Origin of the sequence: Deinococcus carri (assembly GCF_039545055.1) — a bacterium.
Lineage (GTDB): Bacteria > Deinococcota > Deinococci > Deinococcales > Deinococcaceae > Deinococcus > Deinococcus carri.
Window position 1 is genome coordinate 193,840 of sequence record NZ_BAABRP010000004.1, and the last position, 15,705, is coordinate 209,544.

11 protein-coding genes are annotated in these 15,705 nt (G+C 69.6%); 7 read left to right on the forward strand and 4 right to left on the reverse strand.

Annotated features, from left to right (window positions below; translation table 11 throughout):
- Window position 1: 1 nt before the first annotated feature.
- Window positions 2–1,201: a PucR family transcriptional regulator gene (locus ABEA67_RS08275; RefSeq protein ID WP_345463660.1), complete on the reverse strand. Its 1,200-nt coding sequence runs from the start codon at window positions 1,199–1,201 to the stop codon at window positions 2–4.
- Between the two features lie 334 nt (window positions 1,202–1,535).
- On the opposite strand from ABEA67_RS08275, the gene ABEA67_RS08280 reads away from it, so the two are divergent.
- Genes ABEA67_RS08280 through ABEA67_RS08290 form a run of 3 tightly spaced genes read left to right on the forward strand, consistent with a single transcriptional unit; the run spans window position 1,536 to window position 5,115 of the window.
- Window positions 1,536–2,576 (forward strand): branched-chain amino acid ABC transporter permease, encoded by a 1,041-nt coding sequence (locus tag ABEA67_RS08280; protein ID WP_345463663.1) that lies wholly within the window; start codon window positions 1,536–1,538, stop codon window positions 2,574–2,576.
- Window positions 2,573–4,393: a branched-chain amino acid ABC transporter ATP-binding protein/permease gene (locus ABEA67_RS08285; RefSeq protein WP_345463666.1), complete on the forward strand. Its 1,821-nt coding sequence runs from the start codon at window positions 2,573–2,575 to the stop codon at window positions 4,391–4,393. Before ABEA67_RS08280 ends, ABEA67_RS08285 begins: the two co-directional genes overlap by 4 nt.
- The gene (locus ABEA67_RS08290; protein WP_345463669.1) at window positions 4,390–5,115 is read left to right on the forward strand and encodes an ABC transporter ATP-binding protein; all 726 of its coding nucleotides are present in this window, start codon (window positions 4,390–4,392) and stop codon (window positions 5,113–5,115) included. Before ABEA67_RS08285 ends, ABEA67_RS08290 begins: the two co-directional genes overlap by 4 nt.
- Before the next feature lie 31 nt (window positions 5,116–5,146).
- Here the strand turns inward: ABEA67_RS08290 and ABEA67_RS08295 are convergent, their stop codons facing one another.
- Entirely contained in the window at window positions 5,147–8,185 is a 3,039-nt protein-coding gene (locus ABEA67_RS08295; RefSeq protein WP_345463672.1) for a CheR family methyltransferase, read from the reverse strand.
- A gap of 328 nt (window positions 8,186–8,513) precedes the next feature.
- Between ABEA67_RS08295 and ABEA67_RS08300 the strand changes: the two genes are divergently transcribed.
- From ABEA67_RS08300 to ABEA67_RS08310, 3 genes are all read left to right on the forward strand, one after another.
- Window positions 8,514–9,827, forward strand: coding sequence for a sensor histidine kinase (locus ABEA67_RS08300; RefSeq protein ID WP_345463675.1), 1,314 nt, complete (start codon window positions 8,514–8,516; stop codon window positions 9,825–9,827).
- A 325-nt stretch (window positions 9,828–10,152) separates the two neighbouring features.
- Window positions 10,153–11,208 (forward strand): chemotaxis protein CheB, encoded by a 1,056-nt coding sequence (locus tag ABEA67_RS08305; RefSeq protein WP_345463678.1) that lies wholly within the window; start codon window positions 10,153–10,155, stop codon window positions 11,206–11,208.
- 96 nt (window positions 11,209–11,304) lie between these two features.
- Entirely contained in the window at window positions 11,305–12,348 is a 1,044-nt protein-coding gene (locus tag ABEA67_RS08310) for a chemotaxis protein CheB (protein ID WP_345463680.1), read from the forward strand.
- 82 nt (window positions 12,349–12,430) lie between these two features.
- On the opposite strand, the gene ABEA67_RS08315 is transcribed toward ABEA67_RS08310, so the two are convergent.
- On the reverse strand, window positions 12,431–12,631 hold the full coding sequence (locus ABEA67_RS08315) for a hypothetical protein (protein ID WP_345463682.1): 201 nt from the start codon (window positions 12,629–12,631) through the stop codon (window positions 12,431–12,433).
- Window positions 12,632–12,756: 125 nt separating this feature from the next.
- On the opposite strand from ABEA67_RS08315, the gene ABEA67_RS08320 reads away from it, so the two are divergent.
- Complete coding sequence (locus ABEA67_RS08320; RefSeq protein WP_345463683.1) at window positions 12,757–13,509, forward strand: MIP/aquaporin family protein; 753 nt, start codon at window positions 12,757–12,759, stop codon at window positions 13,507–13,509.
- A 127-nt stretch (window positions 13,510–13,636) separates the two neighbouring features.
- Here ABEA67_RS08320 and ABEA67_RS08325 read toward each other — a convergent pair whose 3' ends face one another.
- A complete protein-coding gene (locus ABEA67_RS08325; protein ID WP_345463685.1) occupies window positions 13,637–15,283 on the reverse strand; it encodes an AfsR/SARP family transcriptional regulator in 1,647 nt (548 codons plus the stop codon).
- Between the last annotated feature and the right edge of the window lie 422 nt (window positions 15,284–15,705).

The following is a 15,705-nucleotide window of genomic DNA, read 5'->3' on the forward strand; positions in this document are numbered from 1 at the left end:
TCTAGCGCTCCCCCTGTCCAGCCTGGAAGGCCAGGTACAGGCGGGCCACGAAGGCGGGTTCGGAAAGCTGACCGCCCAGCACGTCCTCCACCCGGCGCAGGCGGTAGCGCAGGGTATTGACATGCAGGTTGAGCTGCTCGGCCAGTTCCAGCAGAGAGCCGCCGTGCAGGAGATAGCGCTCCAGGGTGTCTTCCAGCCGGCCGTCGGGGTCGGCCAACCGGAGCTGGCCGCGCACCTGTTCGGCCAGGGCGGTGAGGGGGGCGCTGCCCAGCAGGGCGTGCAGGGGGTCAAGGCGCTGGAAGGTGACCAGGGAGCGGGGGGAGGCCGCCTCGTCGAGGGCCTGGAGGGCCTGGCGGTAGGCGGCGGCGGCCCGGCCGTAGCCGTCCTGGCGGCCGCTGACGCCCAGGCGCACATCGAGGTCGGTGGCGGCGAGGAGGGCCGCGTGCAGGCCCGCCGCCTCGCGCTCGGGGTCCTGGGTCTGCCACAGCCACAGGGCCTTGTCGCCGCGCACGGTAGTCAAGCAGGCCAGCCGCCGCCCGTACAGGTAGCCCTCGCCCACGGCGCAGAGGGTGTCGAGCTGATGCACGTAGGCGTCGCGGGCGCGCCCCGCGCGCGGCACCGGCTTGCCCAGGCGCAGGGCGGCCAGGACGCAGGGGCCACCTTCCGGGGTGCCGGCCGTTTCCCCCACCAGCAGGGCCTCGAACTGACGCTCGCCCACCCGGCGGCGGGCGGCCCCGGCGGCGGCGGCCTGGAGGCGGGCCAGGCGGGCCACCTCCGCGACCAGCAGCAGCAGCGGGGACCAGCCCGCGTCGGCCTGAAGCTGGAGGCGTCCCACCGGGCGGCCGTCCTGCACCAGGCGCTGCTCCATCAGGGAGCCGCCGGGCGTGCCGTGCTGCGCCACCACGTCGTTCCAGCTGGAGGACAGGGTGGCCTGCCCCCCGGTCATGTCCGCCAGCCACACCACGATGTCGCGCTCGGGCTGGGGCCGCGCCAGGGTGCGCTGGAGGTCGGTCAGGAGGGTCAGGACGGCCGGCAGGGCAGGGCGCACCTCCTGCGCCAGCAATCGCAGAAAGGCCGGACGCCACTGCTGAACCGGCACCCCCGGCAGGGCCGCCGCGGCCGCCTCGGGGGAGGGCAGAGGCACGTCCGGCTGCACGGGGGGCAGGGCCAGGGCCGCCCGCAGGGCATTGAGCATTACCATTTGTCCAATCGTACGAAACATCGGGGGAGAGGAGGCGGGCAGCCAGAGCCGGAGAGGCCCCTTGCCGGAACGTCCGGAGCCGGGGGGCACGCCGGTCCTCCTTGTCCTTTCACACAACGCCACTGCCCGGCTTTGTCCCCCCACGTGTTGCGCGGCGAGGGTGGGCTTGGCACAATCAGCAGCATCAAAAAATCGCCCCGGCCCGCTTCCGTCCGGAACCTGGCCGCGACCTGGCCCACTCTTCCCGGCCCCCGGCCCGACCCTGGAGAACGATGACCCCATTTCCTGCTGATTTCCGGCCCACCGCTCCTGCCCTGACGGAAAGGCGCTGACGGTGGACTTTCAGATTGCTTCCATCCTGGCGGCGGACGGGCTGACCAACGGCGCGGTGTATGCGCTGCTGGCGCTGGCGACCGTGCTGGTCTTTGCCGTGACGCGGGTGATTTTCATTCCGCTGGGTGAGTTCGTGGTGTTCGGCACGCTGACGCTGGCGTCCTTTCAACTGGGCAAGGTGCCGGGGACGCTGGCGCTGCTGCTGGTGCTGCTGGGTGTGGCCGCGCTGATGGAGGCCGTGACGTGGCTGCGGCGCGGGCAGGCGGGGCGCGGGCTGCTGACGCTGGCGGGGGCGGCGGTGCTGGGAGCAGCACTCTGGGCGCTGGCGGGCTGGCTGGTGCCGCTCAAGCCCCCACTGTGGGCGCAGGTGCTGCTGACGCTGGCGCTGGTAGCCCCGCTGGGACCGCTGATCTACCGCACGGTGTACCAGCCGCTCCAGAACGCCACGGTGCTGGTGCTGCTGATCGCGTCGGTGGCGCTGCACCTGGTCCTGACCGGGCTGGCGCTGGTGTTCTTCGGGCCGGAGGGGTCGCGCACGCCGGCCTTCGCGCCGGGGAATGTCACGCTGGGGCAGGTCACGCTGAGCAACCAGAGCCTATTGGTGATCCTGGTGTCGGCGCTGCTGATGCTGGGGCTGTACTTCTTCTTCGAGCGCACCATGCCGGGCAAGGCCCTGCGCGCCACCGCCGTCAACCGCCTGGGGGCGCGGCTGGTGGGCATCAGCCCCTCCTCGGCGGGCACGCTGACCTTCGGGCTGGCGGCGCTGATCGGCGGCCTGGGCGGGATGCTGATCGGCCCCAGCGTGGCGATGACCTACGACTCGGGCTTCCTGATCGGCCTCAAGGGCTTTATCGGGGCCATCATCGGCGGGCTGGTGAGCTATCCGCTGGCCGCCGCCGGGGCGGTGCTGGTGGGCCTGATCGAGAGCTTCGCCTCCTTCAGCCTGTCGGCCTGGAAGGAAGTGATCGTGTTCACGCTGATTCTGCCCGTGCTGCTGTGGCGCAGCCTGACCACCCGCCATATCCCCGAGGAGGAGGAATGAGCGGCGTTTCACCCGTGCCCGCACGGCGCGGCTTTCCGGCCCGCGCGCTGCTCACGGCGCTGGCGGTGGTCGCCGCGCTGATTCTGCCGCTGGTGCTGCCGCTGTTCGGGGTGACGCTGCTGGTGAACATCCTGATCTTCTCGGTGGTGGTCACGGGGCTGGTGCTGCTGACGGGCATCGTGGGGCTGACCAGTTTCGGGCAGGCAGCCTTTATGGGCGTGGGCGCGTACACCACGGCGCTGCTGACCACGGGGGCGGGCTGGAGTCCCTGGCTCTCGCTGCTGGCAGGCTTCGTGGTCACGGGCCTGATCGCGTGGCTGCTAGGCCTCATGACGCTGCGGATGCAGGGGCATTACCTGCCGCTGGCGACGATTGCCTGGGGCATCAGCCTTTACTACGTGTTCGGCAACACGCCCGCGCTGGGCGGCTTTACCGGGTTGACGGACATCCCGCCGGTTCACGTGTTCGGCCTCGCGCTCACGTCGCCGCGCACCTTCGCCTACCTGGCGCTGGCGGCGCTGGGGCTGGTGGCCCTGGGAGCGCAGTTTCTGCTGTCCAGCCGGGTGGGGCGGGCCATGCGGGCGCTGCGGGGGGGGCCGCTGGTGGCCGAGGCCTTCGGGGTGAACACCTTCCGGCTGCGGGTGCAGGTGTTCGTGCTGGCCGCGTTGATGGCGTCGCTGGCGGGGTGGCTGTACGCACACAGCCAGCGCTTCGTGAACCCCACGCCCTTCAGCCTCCAGGCGGGCATCGAGTACCTGTTCATGGCGGTGGTGGGCGGCTCGCAGCACGTGTGGGGCGGGGTGCTGGGCGCGGGGCTGATCACGCTGCTGCGCGAGTGGCTCAGCGACCTGCTGCCGCTAGTCACGGGCGCGCAGGGCAACTTCGAGGTGATCGTCTTCGGCGTGCTGGTGATCCTGACGCTGCAACTCGCGCGGCGGGGGCTGTGGCCGCTGGTCGAGCGGGTGCTGCCGCAGGACAGCGTGCGCCTGCTGCCGGAGCGCATCCGCCTGCCCGAGCGCGCACAACCTGCCCCCGGCACGCCGCTGCTGGAGGTCCGGCACGCGGTCAAGCAGTTCGGGGGATTGAGGGCGGTGAACGACGTGTCCTTCGAGTTGCGGGCCGGGGAGATTCTGGGCCTGATCGGGCCGAACGGCGCGGGCAAGAGCACCCTCTTTAACCTGATCACGGGCGTGAACCCGGCCACGGGCGGGCAGATCCTCTTTGCCGGGCAGGACGTCACGCGGCTGAGCGCGGGGCAGATTCACCGGCTGGGCGCGGCGCGCACCTTCCAGCATGTTCACCTGCTGCCGGACCTCAGCCTGCTGGCGAACACCATGATGGGCGGCTACGCGCGGGGCCGGGCGGGCATGGTGGCCAGCCTGCTGCACCTGGAACGCGGGGAGGAGGCGGCGCTGCAACACGAGGCGCTGCGGCAACTGGAGCGCGTGGGGCTGGGCGGGCAGGCGCACACGCTGGCCGGAAATCTGGCGCTGGGGCAGCAGCGCATTCTGGAGGTGGCGCGCGCGCTGGTGGCCGACCCCACGCTGCTGCTGCTGGACGAACCCGCCGCCGGGCTGCGCTACGGCGAGAAGATGGAACTGGTCGCCCTGCTGCGGCGGCTGCGCGGCGAGGGCGTGACCATCCTGATCGTCGAGCACGACATGGACCTGGTGATGAGTCTGGTGGACCGCCTGGTGGTGATGAACTCCGGCGAGAAGCTGGCCGAGGGGACGCCCGAGGAGATTCGCCGCAACGCCGCCGTCCGTGAGGCGTACCTGGGTGTGGACCTGGACGACCTGACCGGGGGGGCGGCATGACCGCTCAGGGCACCCCGCCCCTGCTGCTGGACGTGCGCGACCTGCACACGCGGTATGGCCGGGTGGAGGCGCTCGGGGGGGTCAGTGTGCAGGTGCCGCAGGGCCACATCGTGAGCGTGATCGGGGCGAACGGGGCGGGCAAGACCACCCTGATGAACTCGATCATGGGCGTGCTGCCCTCGCGGGGAGAGCTGCTGTACGCGGGCGAGTCGCTGCGCGGCGTGCCGCTGGAGGCCCGCGTGGCGCGCGGCATCAGCCTGGTGCCCGAGCGGCGCGACCTGTTCGCCTCCATGACGGTGGCCGACAACCTGCAACTGGGGGCCTACAGCCGCCGCCGGGAGGCTTGGCGCTTGGACCTGGAGAACGTCTACGCCCGCTTTCCGCGCCTGCACGAGCGCCGCACCCAGCTCGCCGGCACCCTGTCGGGCGGCGAGCAGCAGATGCTGGCGATTGGCCGCGCGCTGATGGCCCGGCCCCGGCTGCTGCTGCTGGACGAACCCTCGCTGGGCCTCGCGCCCCTGATCGTGCGCGACATCCTGCGGATTGTGCAGGGCCTGCGGGAAGGCGGCGTGACGGTGCTGCTGGTCGAGCAGAACGCGCGGGCCAGCCTCGCCATCAGCGACGAGGCCTACGTGCTGGAAACCGGGCAGGTCAAGCTGCACGGCCCCGCCGCCGAACTCGCCCGCAACGAGGCGCTGGGGGCAAGCTACCTGGGGGGCTGAGCAGGGGGCTGAGGCTCCGGGGGCCAGCCCGTCATTCCTCGTCGTGGATAGCGTCCGCCCCGGCCTCGGCCACCTGGCGCAGGATGGGCGTCACGTCCTCGCCCCACAGCAGGAGCAGGTCGGCGGTGCCGTCCTCGCCGGGGAGGGGGCGGGCGTTGAGCTTGACGGCGCGCGCACCCCGGTCGGGCAGGTCCATCTCCAGCATGAAGTCGCGCAGTTCCTCGCCCCCCAGGGTCAGGTCGCGCAGGCGCTCGACCAGTTCGGCCTGGTCGAACTGCCCGCCCCCCAGGTCATAGAGGCGCTCGCCCTGGATATCGTCCGCCTCCACCCGCAGCAGGGACCGCACCGCCTGATTGTGCGACACGGCGCGCAGGTCATGGTCGAGCACCAGGATCGGGTCGAGGATGGTATCCAGGATCGCCTCGCTGTAGAGCTGCGTCTGGACGAGCTGCCGCTCCAGCAGCTTGAGGGGGCCGATGTTGGTAAAGACGACCACCACGCCGTCGATGAAGTTGTCGAAGGTGCGGTAGGGCGAGACGCGCATCAGGAACCACTGCTCGTCGCGGGTCTGCACGGCCGTTTCGAAGGGCGTGAGGGTCTGGAGGACGCGGCGGATATCGTCCGCCAGCCCGTCGTAGCGCAGGTTGGAGGCGATATCGGTCAGCGGCCGGCCCACGTCCACCGGCATCAGGTTGACCACCTGGGTGATCCGGGCCGTGAAGCGCTTGATCCGCAGGTCGTTGTCGAGGAACAAAGTAGCGATGCCGACCGAGTCCATCAGGTTCTTCATGTCGTCGTTGGCCTGTTGCAGGTCGCTGATGATCACCTGGTGCTCGGCGTTGATGGTGATCAGCTCCTCGTTGAGCGACTGGAGTTCCTCCTTGGAGGTCATCAGTTCCTCGTTGCTGCTCTGAAGCTCCTCGTTGGCGGTCTGGAGTTCCTCGTTGGCGCTCTTGCGCTCCTCCAGGGCCACCTCCATCTCCTCGATGGTGGCCTGGAGGTGGTCGCGTGTGGTCAGGAGTTCGCGTTCGAGTTCGGCCATCCGGTCGGTCGGTCTGGACCGGGGCAGCTCGTCCGGCCACGCCTGCGCCACCTCGCCCCGGTCCTGAAAGACAATCAGATAGAGGTCCTGGGGCTGTCCCGGCAGGCGCAGGGGCCGCACCAGCAGCTCAAGTGCGCGCAGTTCGCCGCCCACCGGCACCGTCAGGCGCGCGGAGCGGACCTCCTGGCCGCTGGCCGCCGCCTCGCGCAGCGCCCCGCCCAGCTCGTAGCGCAGGGCCGGCAGTGCCATCTCGATCACGTTGGTGCTGGGCGTACCCGCGGGCAGTTCCAGGTAGGCCCCGGTGCGGCCGCTGACATAGATCACGTTGCCCTGGGCGTCCACCACCACGGCGGGCGGTGCCCACTCGCTCAGCAGCAGATTCTGGACGGTGCCGGGCAGGCCCGCCGTTTCCCGCGCGCCGGCAAGGGGGCGGCGCACCTCGGAACGGGGCAGGCCCGGCCGTTCCAGCGAGGTCGGCCGCTGCCCCAGCAGGCCCAGCGAGAGGGGGGCCGCGCTGCGCGCCCCGTCGCGCCGGTAGAGTTTCCAGCGGTTGTCCAGGGCGGCGAACAGCTCCCGCGCGCCCCCCAGCGACTCGGACGGCCCCAGGAACAGCAGGCCGCCGGGCTTCAGGGCGTAGTGGAACAGGGGCAGAATCTGCTTTTGCAGTTCCGCGCCGAAGTAGATCAGCATGTTGCGGCACGACAGCAGGTCAAGCGCGGTAAAGGGCGGGTCGCCGAAGGTGTTGTGCCGTGCAAAGACAATCTTCTCGCGCAGTTCGCCGCGCACCTGATACCCGCCCTCGCGGGGCACGAAGAAGCGGGCCAGCCGCTCGGGCGAGAGGCCGGTCAGGTGCTGGGCCGAGTACAGCCCCAGCCGCGCCACGTCGATGGCCTCCTGATCGAGGTCGGTGGCGAACACCTGCACCTGCACGTGGCGCTCGCCCTGGCACTCGTCGAGCAGCTCGGTGAGCAGCATGGCGAGGGAATAGGCCTCCTCGCCCGTCGAGCAGCCCGGCACCCACGCCCGGAAGACGGCCAGCTCGTCGTGTTCGCCCAGGTAGACCCGGATCTGCGCGGCCAGCACCTCGAAGGCCTGGGGGTCGCGGAAGAAGCTGGTGACGTTGATCAGGAAGTCGTGAAACAGGGCGTCAATCTCCGCCGGATGTTCCTGAAGGTAGCGGGCGTAGTGGGCGAGGTCCTCGATCTGCTGCCCCTTCATGCGCCGGTCGATGCGCCGCACCAGGGTGCTCTGCTTGTACTGCGAGAAGTCCTGTCCGGTGCGGGCGCGCACCTGGAGCAGAATCCTTTGCAGGGCCGCCGTCCCGCGGCCCTCGGGGGTCAGGGCCTGATCCAGGTCCAGCGTCCGGGTGCCCGTGACCTGCGCGTGCAGCGCGGCGGCCAGCTCGTCGGCGGGCAGGACCGCGTCGGCGGTGCCGGTCGCCAGCGCGCTGCGGGGCATGCTGGGATACGGCGCGGTCGCGGGGTCCTGCACGTACACCCGCCCCCCGCGCTCCTTGATGGCCCGCACGCCCCGGCTCCCGTCGGTCCCCGTGCCCGACAGCACCACGCCCACCGCACGCTCCTCCTGATCCTCCGCGAGGCTCTGGAAGAAGAGGTCGATGGGCATATAGGGCTGGGCCTGCGGCGTCAGCAGCAGCGTGCCATTCATCAGGTTCAGGACGTGTCCCGGCGGCACGACGTACACCTGCTCGGACCGCAGTTCCAGGCCGTCCTCGACCTCCACCACCGGCAGATCGGTGCAGCGGGCCAGCAGCCCCGGCATCAGGCTTTCCCCGCCCTCGTCCTGGTGGGCCATCACCACAAAGGCCAGCCCACTCCCGCCGGGCATGGCCCCGAAAAACCGCTCGTAGCTGTCGAGCGCCCCGGCAGAGCCGCCCAGCCCCACCACGCCGGTGGGCCGGGCCAGGGCCGGGGACGCCTCACCGGCAGGCGGGGTGGCCTCGGGCGTGGCTTCAGGCAAGGCGGCGTCCTGGGAAGGGGCAGGTTCGGGCGGGGAATCTTGGGACATGCACAGGCTCCTGGGAGGGTCATTTCCCGCGCCCGGCCCAGAGGAGCGGCGGGTCAGGCGCAGCGTTACTGAATCACTCTAACGTGCTGGCCGCCCCGCAAAGCGCCTTCCGCCACAGATTCCGGTATGCGGAAACAACGGCTCATTTTTTGCCCGGACGGGAAAACCAGATATAGTCAGAGCAAGCCGCAGAACTTCCCGGCCCTGCCCGGGCCTTTCCGTCCCGTCTCCGGCTTTGACCCTGGCTTCTGCTCCGGCGCGCCACCTGCTTTCCGTCCGCCCCCATCGCCGGGCCAGCCCTCTCGCCCCTCCGGAGTCAGCCAGTCATATGCCCCAGGACCAGACCGACCGAAACGAGCCTTTGCGGGAGCAGGCCGAAGCCAAGCTGCGCGAGCATGGCCCCGTGGCTCCGGCCCCTGCCCCCCAGGACCCGCTGGCCCTGCTGCACGAGTTGCAGGTCCACCAGATCGAACTCGAACACCAGAACGAGGAACTGCGCCGCGCGCTGCTGGAAGTCGAGGAGGCGCGCACCCGGTATCTCGACCTCTTCGACTTCGCGCCCATCGGGTACTTCACCTTCGACCGCCAGGGCGTGATTCAGGAGGCCAACCTCACCGGCTGCCACCTGCTGAACGTGCCGCGCGAACGCCTGATAGGCCGCCGCTTTCTGGTGTTCGTGGACCCGGACTCGCGCAGCCACTTCACGGCGCTGCTCAAGCGGGTGTTCGAGTCGCCCGAAAAACGGGTGGGCGAGCTGCGGCTGCTGCGGCAGGACGGCAGCCTGTTCTGGGGCCAACTGGAGATCGTGGCCGAGAACCTGGCCGGGACACCGGGGCAACACTGCCGCGCCGCCGTGATCGACATCACCGTGCAGAAGCAGGCCCAGGACGAGGTGATGCGCCTGAACCAGACGCTGGAGCAGCGGGTGGAGCAGCGCAGCGCCAAGGTCCGCGAACTCAGCGAGGAACTCGAGCGTTTCACCTACGACATCGCCAACGACCTGCAAGCGCCGCTGCGACACATCCAGAGCTTCACGGAACTGCTGGCCAAGCCGGGGGGGCTGGAGGACGGCCAGAGCGAGCGGTATCTGGAACATATCGGACACTCCGCGCAGCGGATGCAGGGCCTGATTGCCGCGCTGATGGACTTCTCGCGCGCCAGCCGGATGCGGATGCGCCTCACGCACGTGCCGCTCGATCAGGTACTGAGGGAAGTCCGCAAGAAGCTCGAACCCCAGTGGTCGGTGCGCGGGGTGCAGCTCACGGCCGAGCCGCTGCCCGTCGTGCAGGCCGACAGCGGCGCGATGCAGCTCGTGTTCCGGCAACTACTCGACAACGCGCTGAAGTTCACCCGCGAGCAGCCCCAGCCGCGAATTCGCATCCTGTCCCAGGAGACGCCCGGCGAGTACGTGATCGGCGTGCAGGACAACGGCGTGGGCTTCAACATGCGCTACCGCAGCCGCCTGTTCGGCGTCTTCCAGCGCCTGCACAGTGGCCGCGAGTACGAGGGCACCGGCGTGGGCCTGGCCACCGTGCGCCGGGTGGTGTCGCGCTACGGGGGCCGGGTGTGGGCCGAGGGCAAGGTGGGCGAGGGAGCCACCTTCTACGTGGCCCTGCCCAAGCAGCCGGTGGACCTGGACTGATACCAAATTGCGTTGAACCCTTGGAATCAACCGAGCGGACTGGCACAGCTGAGGAGTGGCGTCCCCAGGGGCGTCCGTTCACGACGACTCCGCAGGAGAGCGAGTGGCAAAAAGGACGGGGTTGCGGCGATGGAACCGCCCAGTGTCCAGAGCCGCCTCTGGACACGCTTTCAGGGCGGGCAGGAACATCTGGCGCTTTCCCAGAGGTCCGGGAATCAGAGCAATCCCGTATGACACGGCGGGGCCGCGCGACGGTTAAGACGGCAGGCCCCGGCCTTCATCTTCCCGGACGCCCAACCGGGGCGGGAGCACCCAGAATGCGGGCATGGCACCCCAACGTATCGTCGTGATCGGCGCATCTGCCGGGGGCGTGGAGAGCCTGATGGATCTCGCCGCCTCGCTGCCCGCCGACTTCCCGGTACCGCTGCTGGTGGTCCTGCATGTGCCGGCGCACGGCCCCACCCTGCTGCCGCAGATTCTGCGCCGCTGCGGTCCGCTGCCCGCCGCGCAGGCCGAGGACGGCGAACCGCTGCTGCCCGGGCGCATCTACGTGGCTCCGCCCGACCACCACCTGCTGGTCGAGGACGGGCACGTGGCCGTGACCCGCGGCCCCAAGGAAAACCGTTTCCGGCCCTCGGTGGACACGCTGTTTCGCTCGGCGGCTTACGCCTATGGCCCGGCGGCGATTGGCGTGGTGCTGTCGGGCACGATGGACGACGGGACCTCGGGGCTGTGGACCATCAAGCGGCGGGGCGGCGTCACCATCGTGCAGCAGCCGGAGGACGCGCTGTTCAGCGAGATGCCGGAGAATGCCCTGCAACAGGTCGAGGTGGATCACGTGGTGCCGCTGGGCGAGCTGGCGGCGCTGCTCACGCGCCTGGTGCGGCAGGAGACCGGGGGCGGGGAGGACCGCATGAACGAGGAAGAACGGCGGCGGCTGGAAACCGAGGTGCGGATCGCGGCCGAGGACAATGCGTTCGAACAGCAGGTGATGAGCCTGGGGAACCTCTCGGCCATCACCTGCCCGGAGTGCCACGGCTCGCTGGTGCGGCTGCACGAGGGCGGCACTGTCCGTTACCGCTGCCACACCGGCCACGCCTTCAGCGTGAACGCACTGCTCACGGGCACGACCGAGGCGGTCGAGGACAGCCTCTGGGGCGCGATCCGTGGCCTGGAGGAAAGCACCATGCTGCTGCACCAGCTCGGCGAACACTATGCCGGGACCGGCAATGCCCGCCTGGCCGAGGCCTTTCTGGACCAGGCCCACGAGGCCGAGGAACGCTTCCGCCAGATCCGCCAGATTCTGCTGCGCCACCGCCCACTCGACAGCCCGCTGATCCAGGCAGGCAGCCAGGCCGCGCAGGATTCTGGGCTGCCCTGAGCGGCACGGACCACCCTGCCCCGGACCGAATGCCGTGGACGAATGGCACAGCCATACCGGTCGGCATACGTTGTCTGAGGCAGAATAGGGAAAGCTATGGCGCATCCCCACATCGTGGTTATCGGAGCCTCTGCTGGAGGCGTGGAGGCGCTGCTGACGCTGGTCGGGCAACTGCCCGCCGACTTTCCCGCACCCATCTTCGTGGTGCTGCATATCGCGCCCCACAGTCCGAGCCAGCTTCCCAGCATTCTCAGCCGGGCGGGGGCGCTCCCGGCCGTGCATCCCTACGACGGGCAGGAATTCCAGCCGGGGCATATCTACATCGCGCCCCCCGACCATCACCTCCTGCTGGAGGAGCGGCGTGTGGGGGTGAAAAAAGGCCCGCGCGAGAACCGGGTGCGGCCCGCCGTGGACGCGCTGTTTCGCTCGGCGGCCTACACCCACGGCCCGGCGGTGATCGGCGTGGTGCTGTCGGGGCTGCTGGACGACGGCACCTCGGGGCTGTGGACCATCCAGCGGCTGGGCGGGCAGACCATCGTGCAGGACCCGGCCGACGCGCTGTTCGACGCGATGCCGCGGAATGCCCTGCAGCATGTGGCTGTGGACGCCGTCCTGCCTGCCGCCGAGATCGGCACCCTCCTGACCCGGCTGGTCCGGGCACCGCTGCCTGCTAGCGCTGCGCCGGGCCTGAATCCGCGGGAGCAGGCGCTTTTGCGGACCGAGGTGCGGATTGCGGCGGGAGCCAGCGGCTACGACCTGGGCGTCATGCAGTACGGCGAGCCGACGCCGCTGACCTGCCCGGAGTGTCATGGCACGCTGGTGCAGCTGCAGGAAGGCACCCTGACGCGCTACCGCTGCCACACCGGCCACGCCTACACCGCCGACACCCTGCTGGCGGACCTGACCCGGAGCGCCGAGGAACAGGCCTACCAGATGCTCCGTGCCATGGAAGAAACCGCGATGCTGCTGCGACAGCTCGGGCAACGCTTCGGCGCGGCGTCGGACCCGGCGGCCGAGGCCTTTTTGCAGCAGGCCTGCGAAACCGAGCGCCGCACCCACCTGATCCGCGAACTGCTCTGGCAGACCGAATCGCTGAGCAAGGAAAAGCTCCGGGCGGAGGAGCCGGCGGCGCGGGAGTAGGCACAAACCGGATGTCCCAGCGACCGATCCCGTTGCCGCCGGGTTTCGCAGGGATGGGCTAACTGTTCAACCGGAACTCGGCTCAGTGATCGATAGGCCGCTGCTCCCTGGGCAGGTCGAGGCCCGACTTGTCCACGCCCTCGGTGGCGGGCCGGGTCAGGGGCGCATCCTGGAGTTCGCGCATCTCGCGGTCGGCGGCCTCGGAAACCTCGGGGGTCCACTCGCCGTGCTGGGTCTGGGTGGGCTGCTCCTCGTTCTTACTGGGGTTCTCGGGTTGGCTCATCGGAAATACCTCGCCCCCATTGAACGCCCCCCAGCAACGCCGCGGGCAAGAACGCCCGTCCCTTTTCTGGGGAGAAGCTTCATGACCGCGCGGAAAACGGCCGCAGAGTGGCATCATACCGTCCGATGACAGAACGGCAGGAACGCCCGGCGCGGCGCGGCACGAAGAAGACGGGGAGCGAGGGGGAGCATCCTGCACCCCTGGGCCGTGCGCTGGTCGCGGAACTGTTCGGGACCTGGCTGCTGACCTTTGCCAGCCTCGGGGCGGCGCTGCTGGCACACCTGGGCCTGCTGCCGGAGGTAGCCGCAGCGGCCCTGACGCCCGCCCTGGTGGTCCTGACGATGATCTATGCCCTAAGCGACGTGTCGGGTGCCCACATCAACCCGGTGGTCACGCTGGCCTTTGCCCTGCGTGGGGCGTTTTCCTGGAAGCGGGTGCTGCCGTACTGGGGGGCGCAGTTCGCGGGGGCCATCACGGCGGCCCTGCTGCTGCGGGCCTTCGCGCCGCTGCCGCCCGTGCGTGAGCACCTGCCCAGCGCGGGGGCAGCGTTGCTTGAGGCGGCCTGCACGGCGGTGCTGCTGGCGGTGATCCTTGCCACCGCCCACCGTGACGCCCGGCTGAAGCCCTCCGTCGGGTTGGCGGTGGGGGCCACGGTGGGTCTCGACCACTTCCTATCCAGCCCCGTCTCGGCGGTGACGATGAATCCTGCCAAGACTTTCGGCCCGGCGCTCGTGGCGGGCCACCTGGCACAGGCCTGGCCGCACCTGCTGGGGTCGGTCCTCGGGGCGCTGGCCGCCCTGCTGCTGACCTGGGCAACCCACGGCCCCCTGAACCGCGCCGAACATGAGGCCGCCGCGGGCAACGGCGGGCAGGGCTGAGGCGGGGGCGGCAGGACAGGGTAGGTCTGTCACAGGGGTTTTCACACTAAACAATATTAGTGTGAATCTAGCCGCCTCCTCAATCCCGGCGGGAAGTATCTGTTTCGAGCCTGGGACCCGCAGACCGTCAATGGAGGACGCGCCACTCCTGTTCCAGCTTCGACAATCCGAGTGGCACTTCGCCCACTTCGCGCAGGAAGGTGGCGGCACTGTGGCAGTACAGGTGCCGGGCCGCCATCAGTCCCCGAGCCTGCCATGTGGCATTGAGCAGGAAAGTGTGCAGTACCTCGTCAAGCGGGTCGAGGGGCAAAAGGCGCTCAGCGAGCTGAATGCACTTCTCGTCATCGCCCACCTGGTACCAGCGTTCCATCGTTTCCAGCCCCACCTGTGTCACCCATCGCCTCAACTGTTCACGCTCCTCCTGCGCCCACTCGCTCTCCACTGTTGGCAGAAATTCTATGCTAGCCAGGTCTGGAAGGAGGCCGTCGGCCGCCCTCACCGCCGCCTCCAACTCGTGTACGTCCCAATGCAACGGAGTGTCACCCCGGATCCGGTAGAGTTTTCTTTTCTCGTCGTAGTCGATGTCCAGTCCAGGAACGCGCGGCGCCACATCCACGCGGACCTGATGGAAATAGTTCTTGGCCCGCCCTGCCGGCACGTCGGGAAACAGCTTGCGTTGGAGCTTCGTCAGACTGGCGTCTCCATGCCGCAGGAGGAAGGCCAGCAGCTCCACCATGCGGCCCATCCGGAAGCGGACCGGCTCGCCATCAATCTCCAGGACAGCGGAGCCAAGGGTCTCCGGAGGAACAGCTGGGGAGGACGGATGGGGCCGAGAAGGGCCTGACGCTCGAAGCTCGATGGGGCGAGAGACAGCAGGTGGGCGTGGACGTGGGGCAGGGTTGAGGAAGGGCGGGCCGGGCAGGGCCGCCGCGGTCTCGGCGGCCTGCTGCAGGAGCGAGGCTCGCTCAGCCGGGATCACCTCTGCCAGAGCGAGGCGGACTCGCAGCAGGTCCCGCAGGTGGCTGCCGGAGGAGAGGGCCTGCTCCGCCTTCCGCAGCCTCAGGATGCCCCCGCTCTCCCCGTTCCGGGCCTGCCACAACCCAGCGCGGTGGTCGAGCAGGGCGTGGTCGTACGGGGTCTTGACCAGGTGGTCCGCGCGTCCGGTCTGCAGGCGGGCCTGCGTGTCGCCCCCGTTCAGGAGCGCCACAGTGAGCAGCCCGAGCCGGAGGCGCAGTTCTGTCCGGGGGTGCCCCTGGGCAGCGGGGAGGAGCGCGTGCAGGGCCTGGCGGGTGCCCGCCGCATCTCCCCTGGCCCATAGAAGCTGCGCCTGGTATTCGCCACGCAGCAGGTCTGTTGCCGCGCCTGTGACCTGCGTCAGGGCCTGTTCAGCTTCATCCAGGCGGCCCAGGGCCAGGAGTGACGCGGCTTTGGCCACCAGCGCGTATGCCTGCCGGTCACGGTGTCCTTGCTCAGTCGCAAAGGTCAGGTAGGCGACTGCGGGGACATGCTCATCGAAGTGCCCGTGCAGATGGCCGAGCAGCGTCGCGACGGAGACCTGCACGTCCAGCGGCGCGCCTGCGGCCAGAGCCCACGCCCGCATGGCCAGAGCGAAGAGGGTATTCCGGCTCTCCCCGAGCACCCAAAGGATGCGTGCCCGCGCGCGGTACCACAGGGCCGCGTCGCCGGGTTCCAGATCCTCCGGGTTCACCCGGTCGAGCGCGGCCAGGGCGAGTGTCGGGTTGCCCTGCTGGAAGTGCAGGGAGGCCAGATGCACCTCCGCCGCCTGGACGCCGAGGTTCAGAGCTTGCTGGAGACGCAGGGCGGCTTCCGGAAGCTGATTCAGGTGGAGGAAGCAAACTCCCGCCCAGCGGAGATCCTCAGGGCTTAGCGATACCAGACCCCTGAACCGCTTGACCCCGTGAGCATACTCCCCTCCCTACGCTGCCTGCCACACGGTACCCATTTTTAGACAATACCGTCCCCGCCTTGCTAAACGGCTGCAAACCGCCCCATTTCTACCGTCGCGCCATGAACGTTACGTCCTGGTCCCGCCGGCTCCTGGCCGCTGTTTTGCTCTTTGCCTTCAGCCTTCCCACGCCGAGCCGGACGTCGTCGGGCCGGAAAAGGTGCCTGTGGCTCAGCCGACCCTGAACCACCAGGTCCAGCCCTCCGTCAGGGCTGGGCTTGATTCCGGAG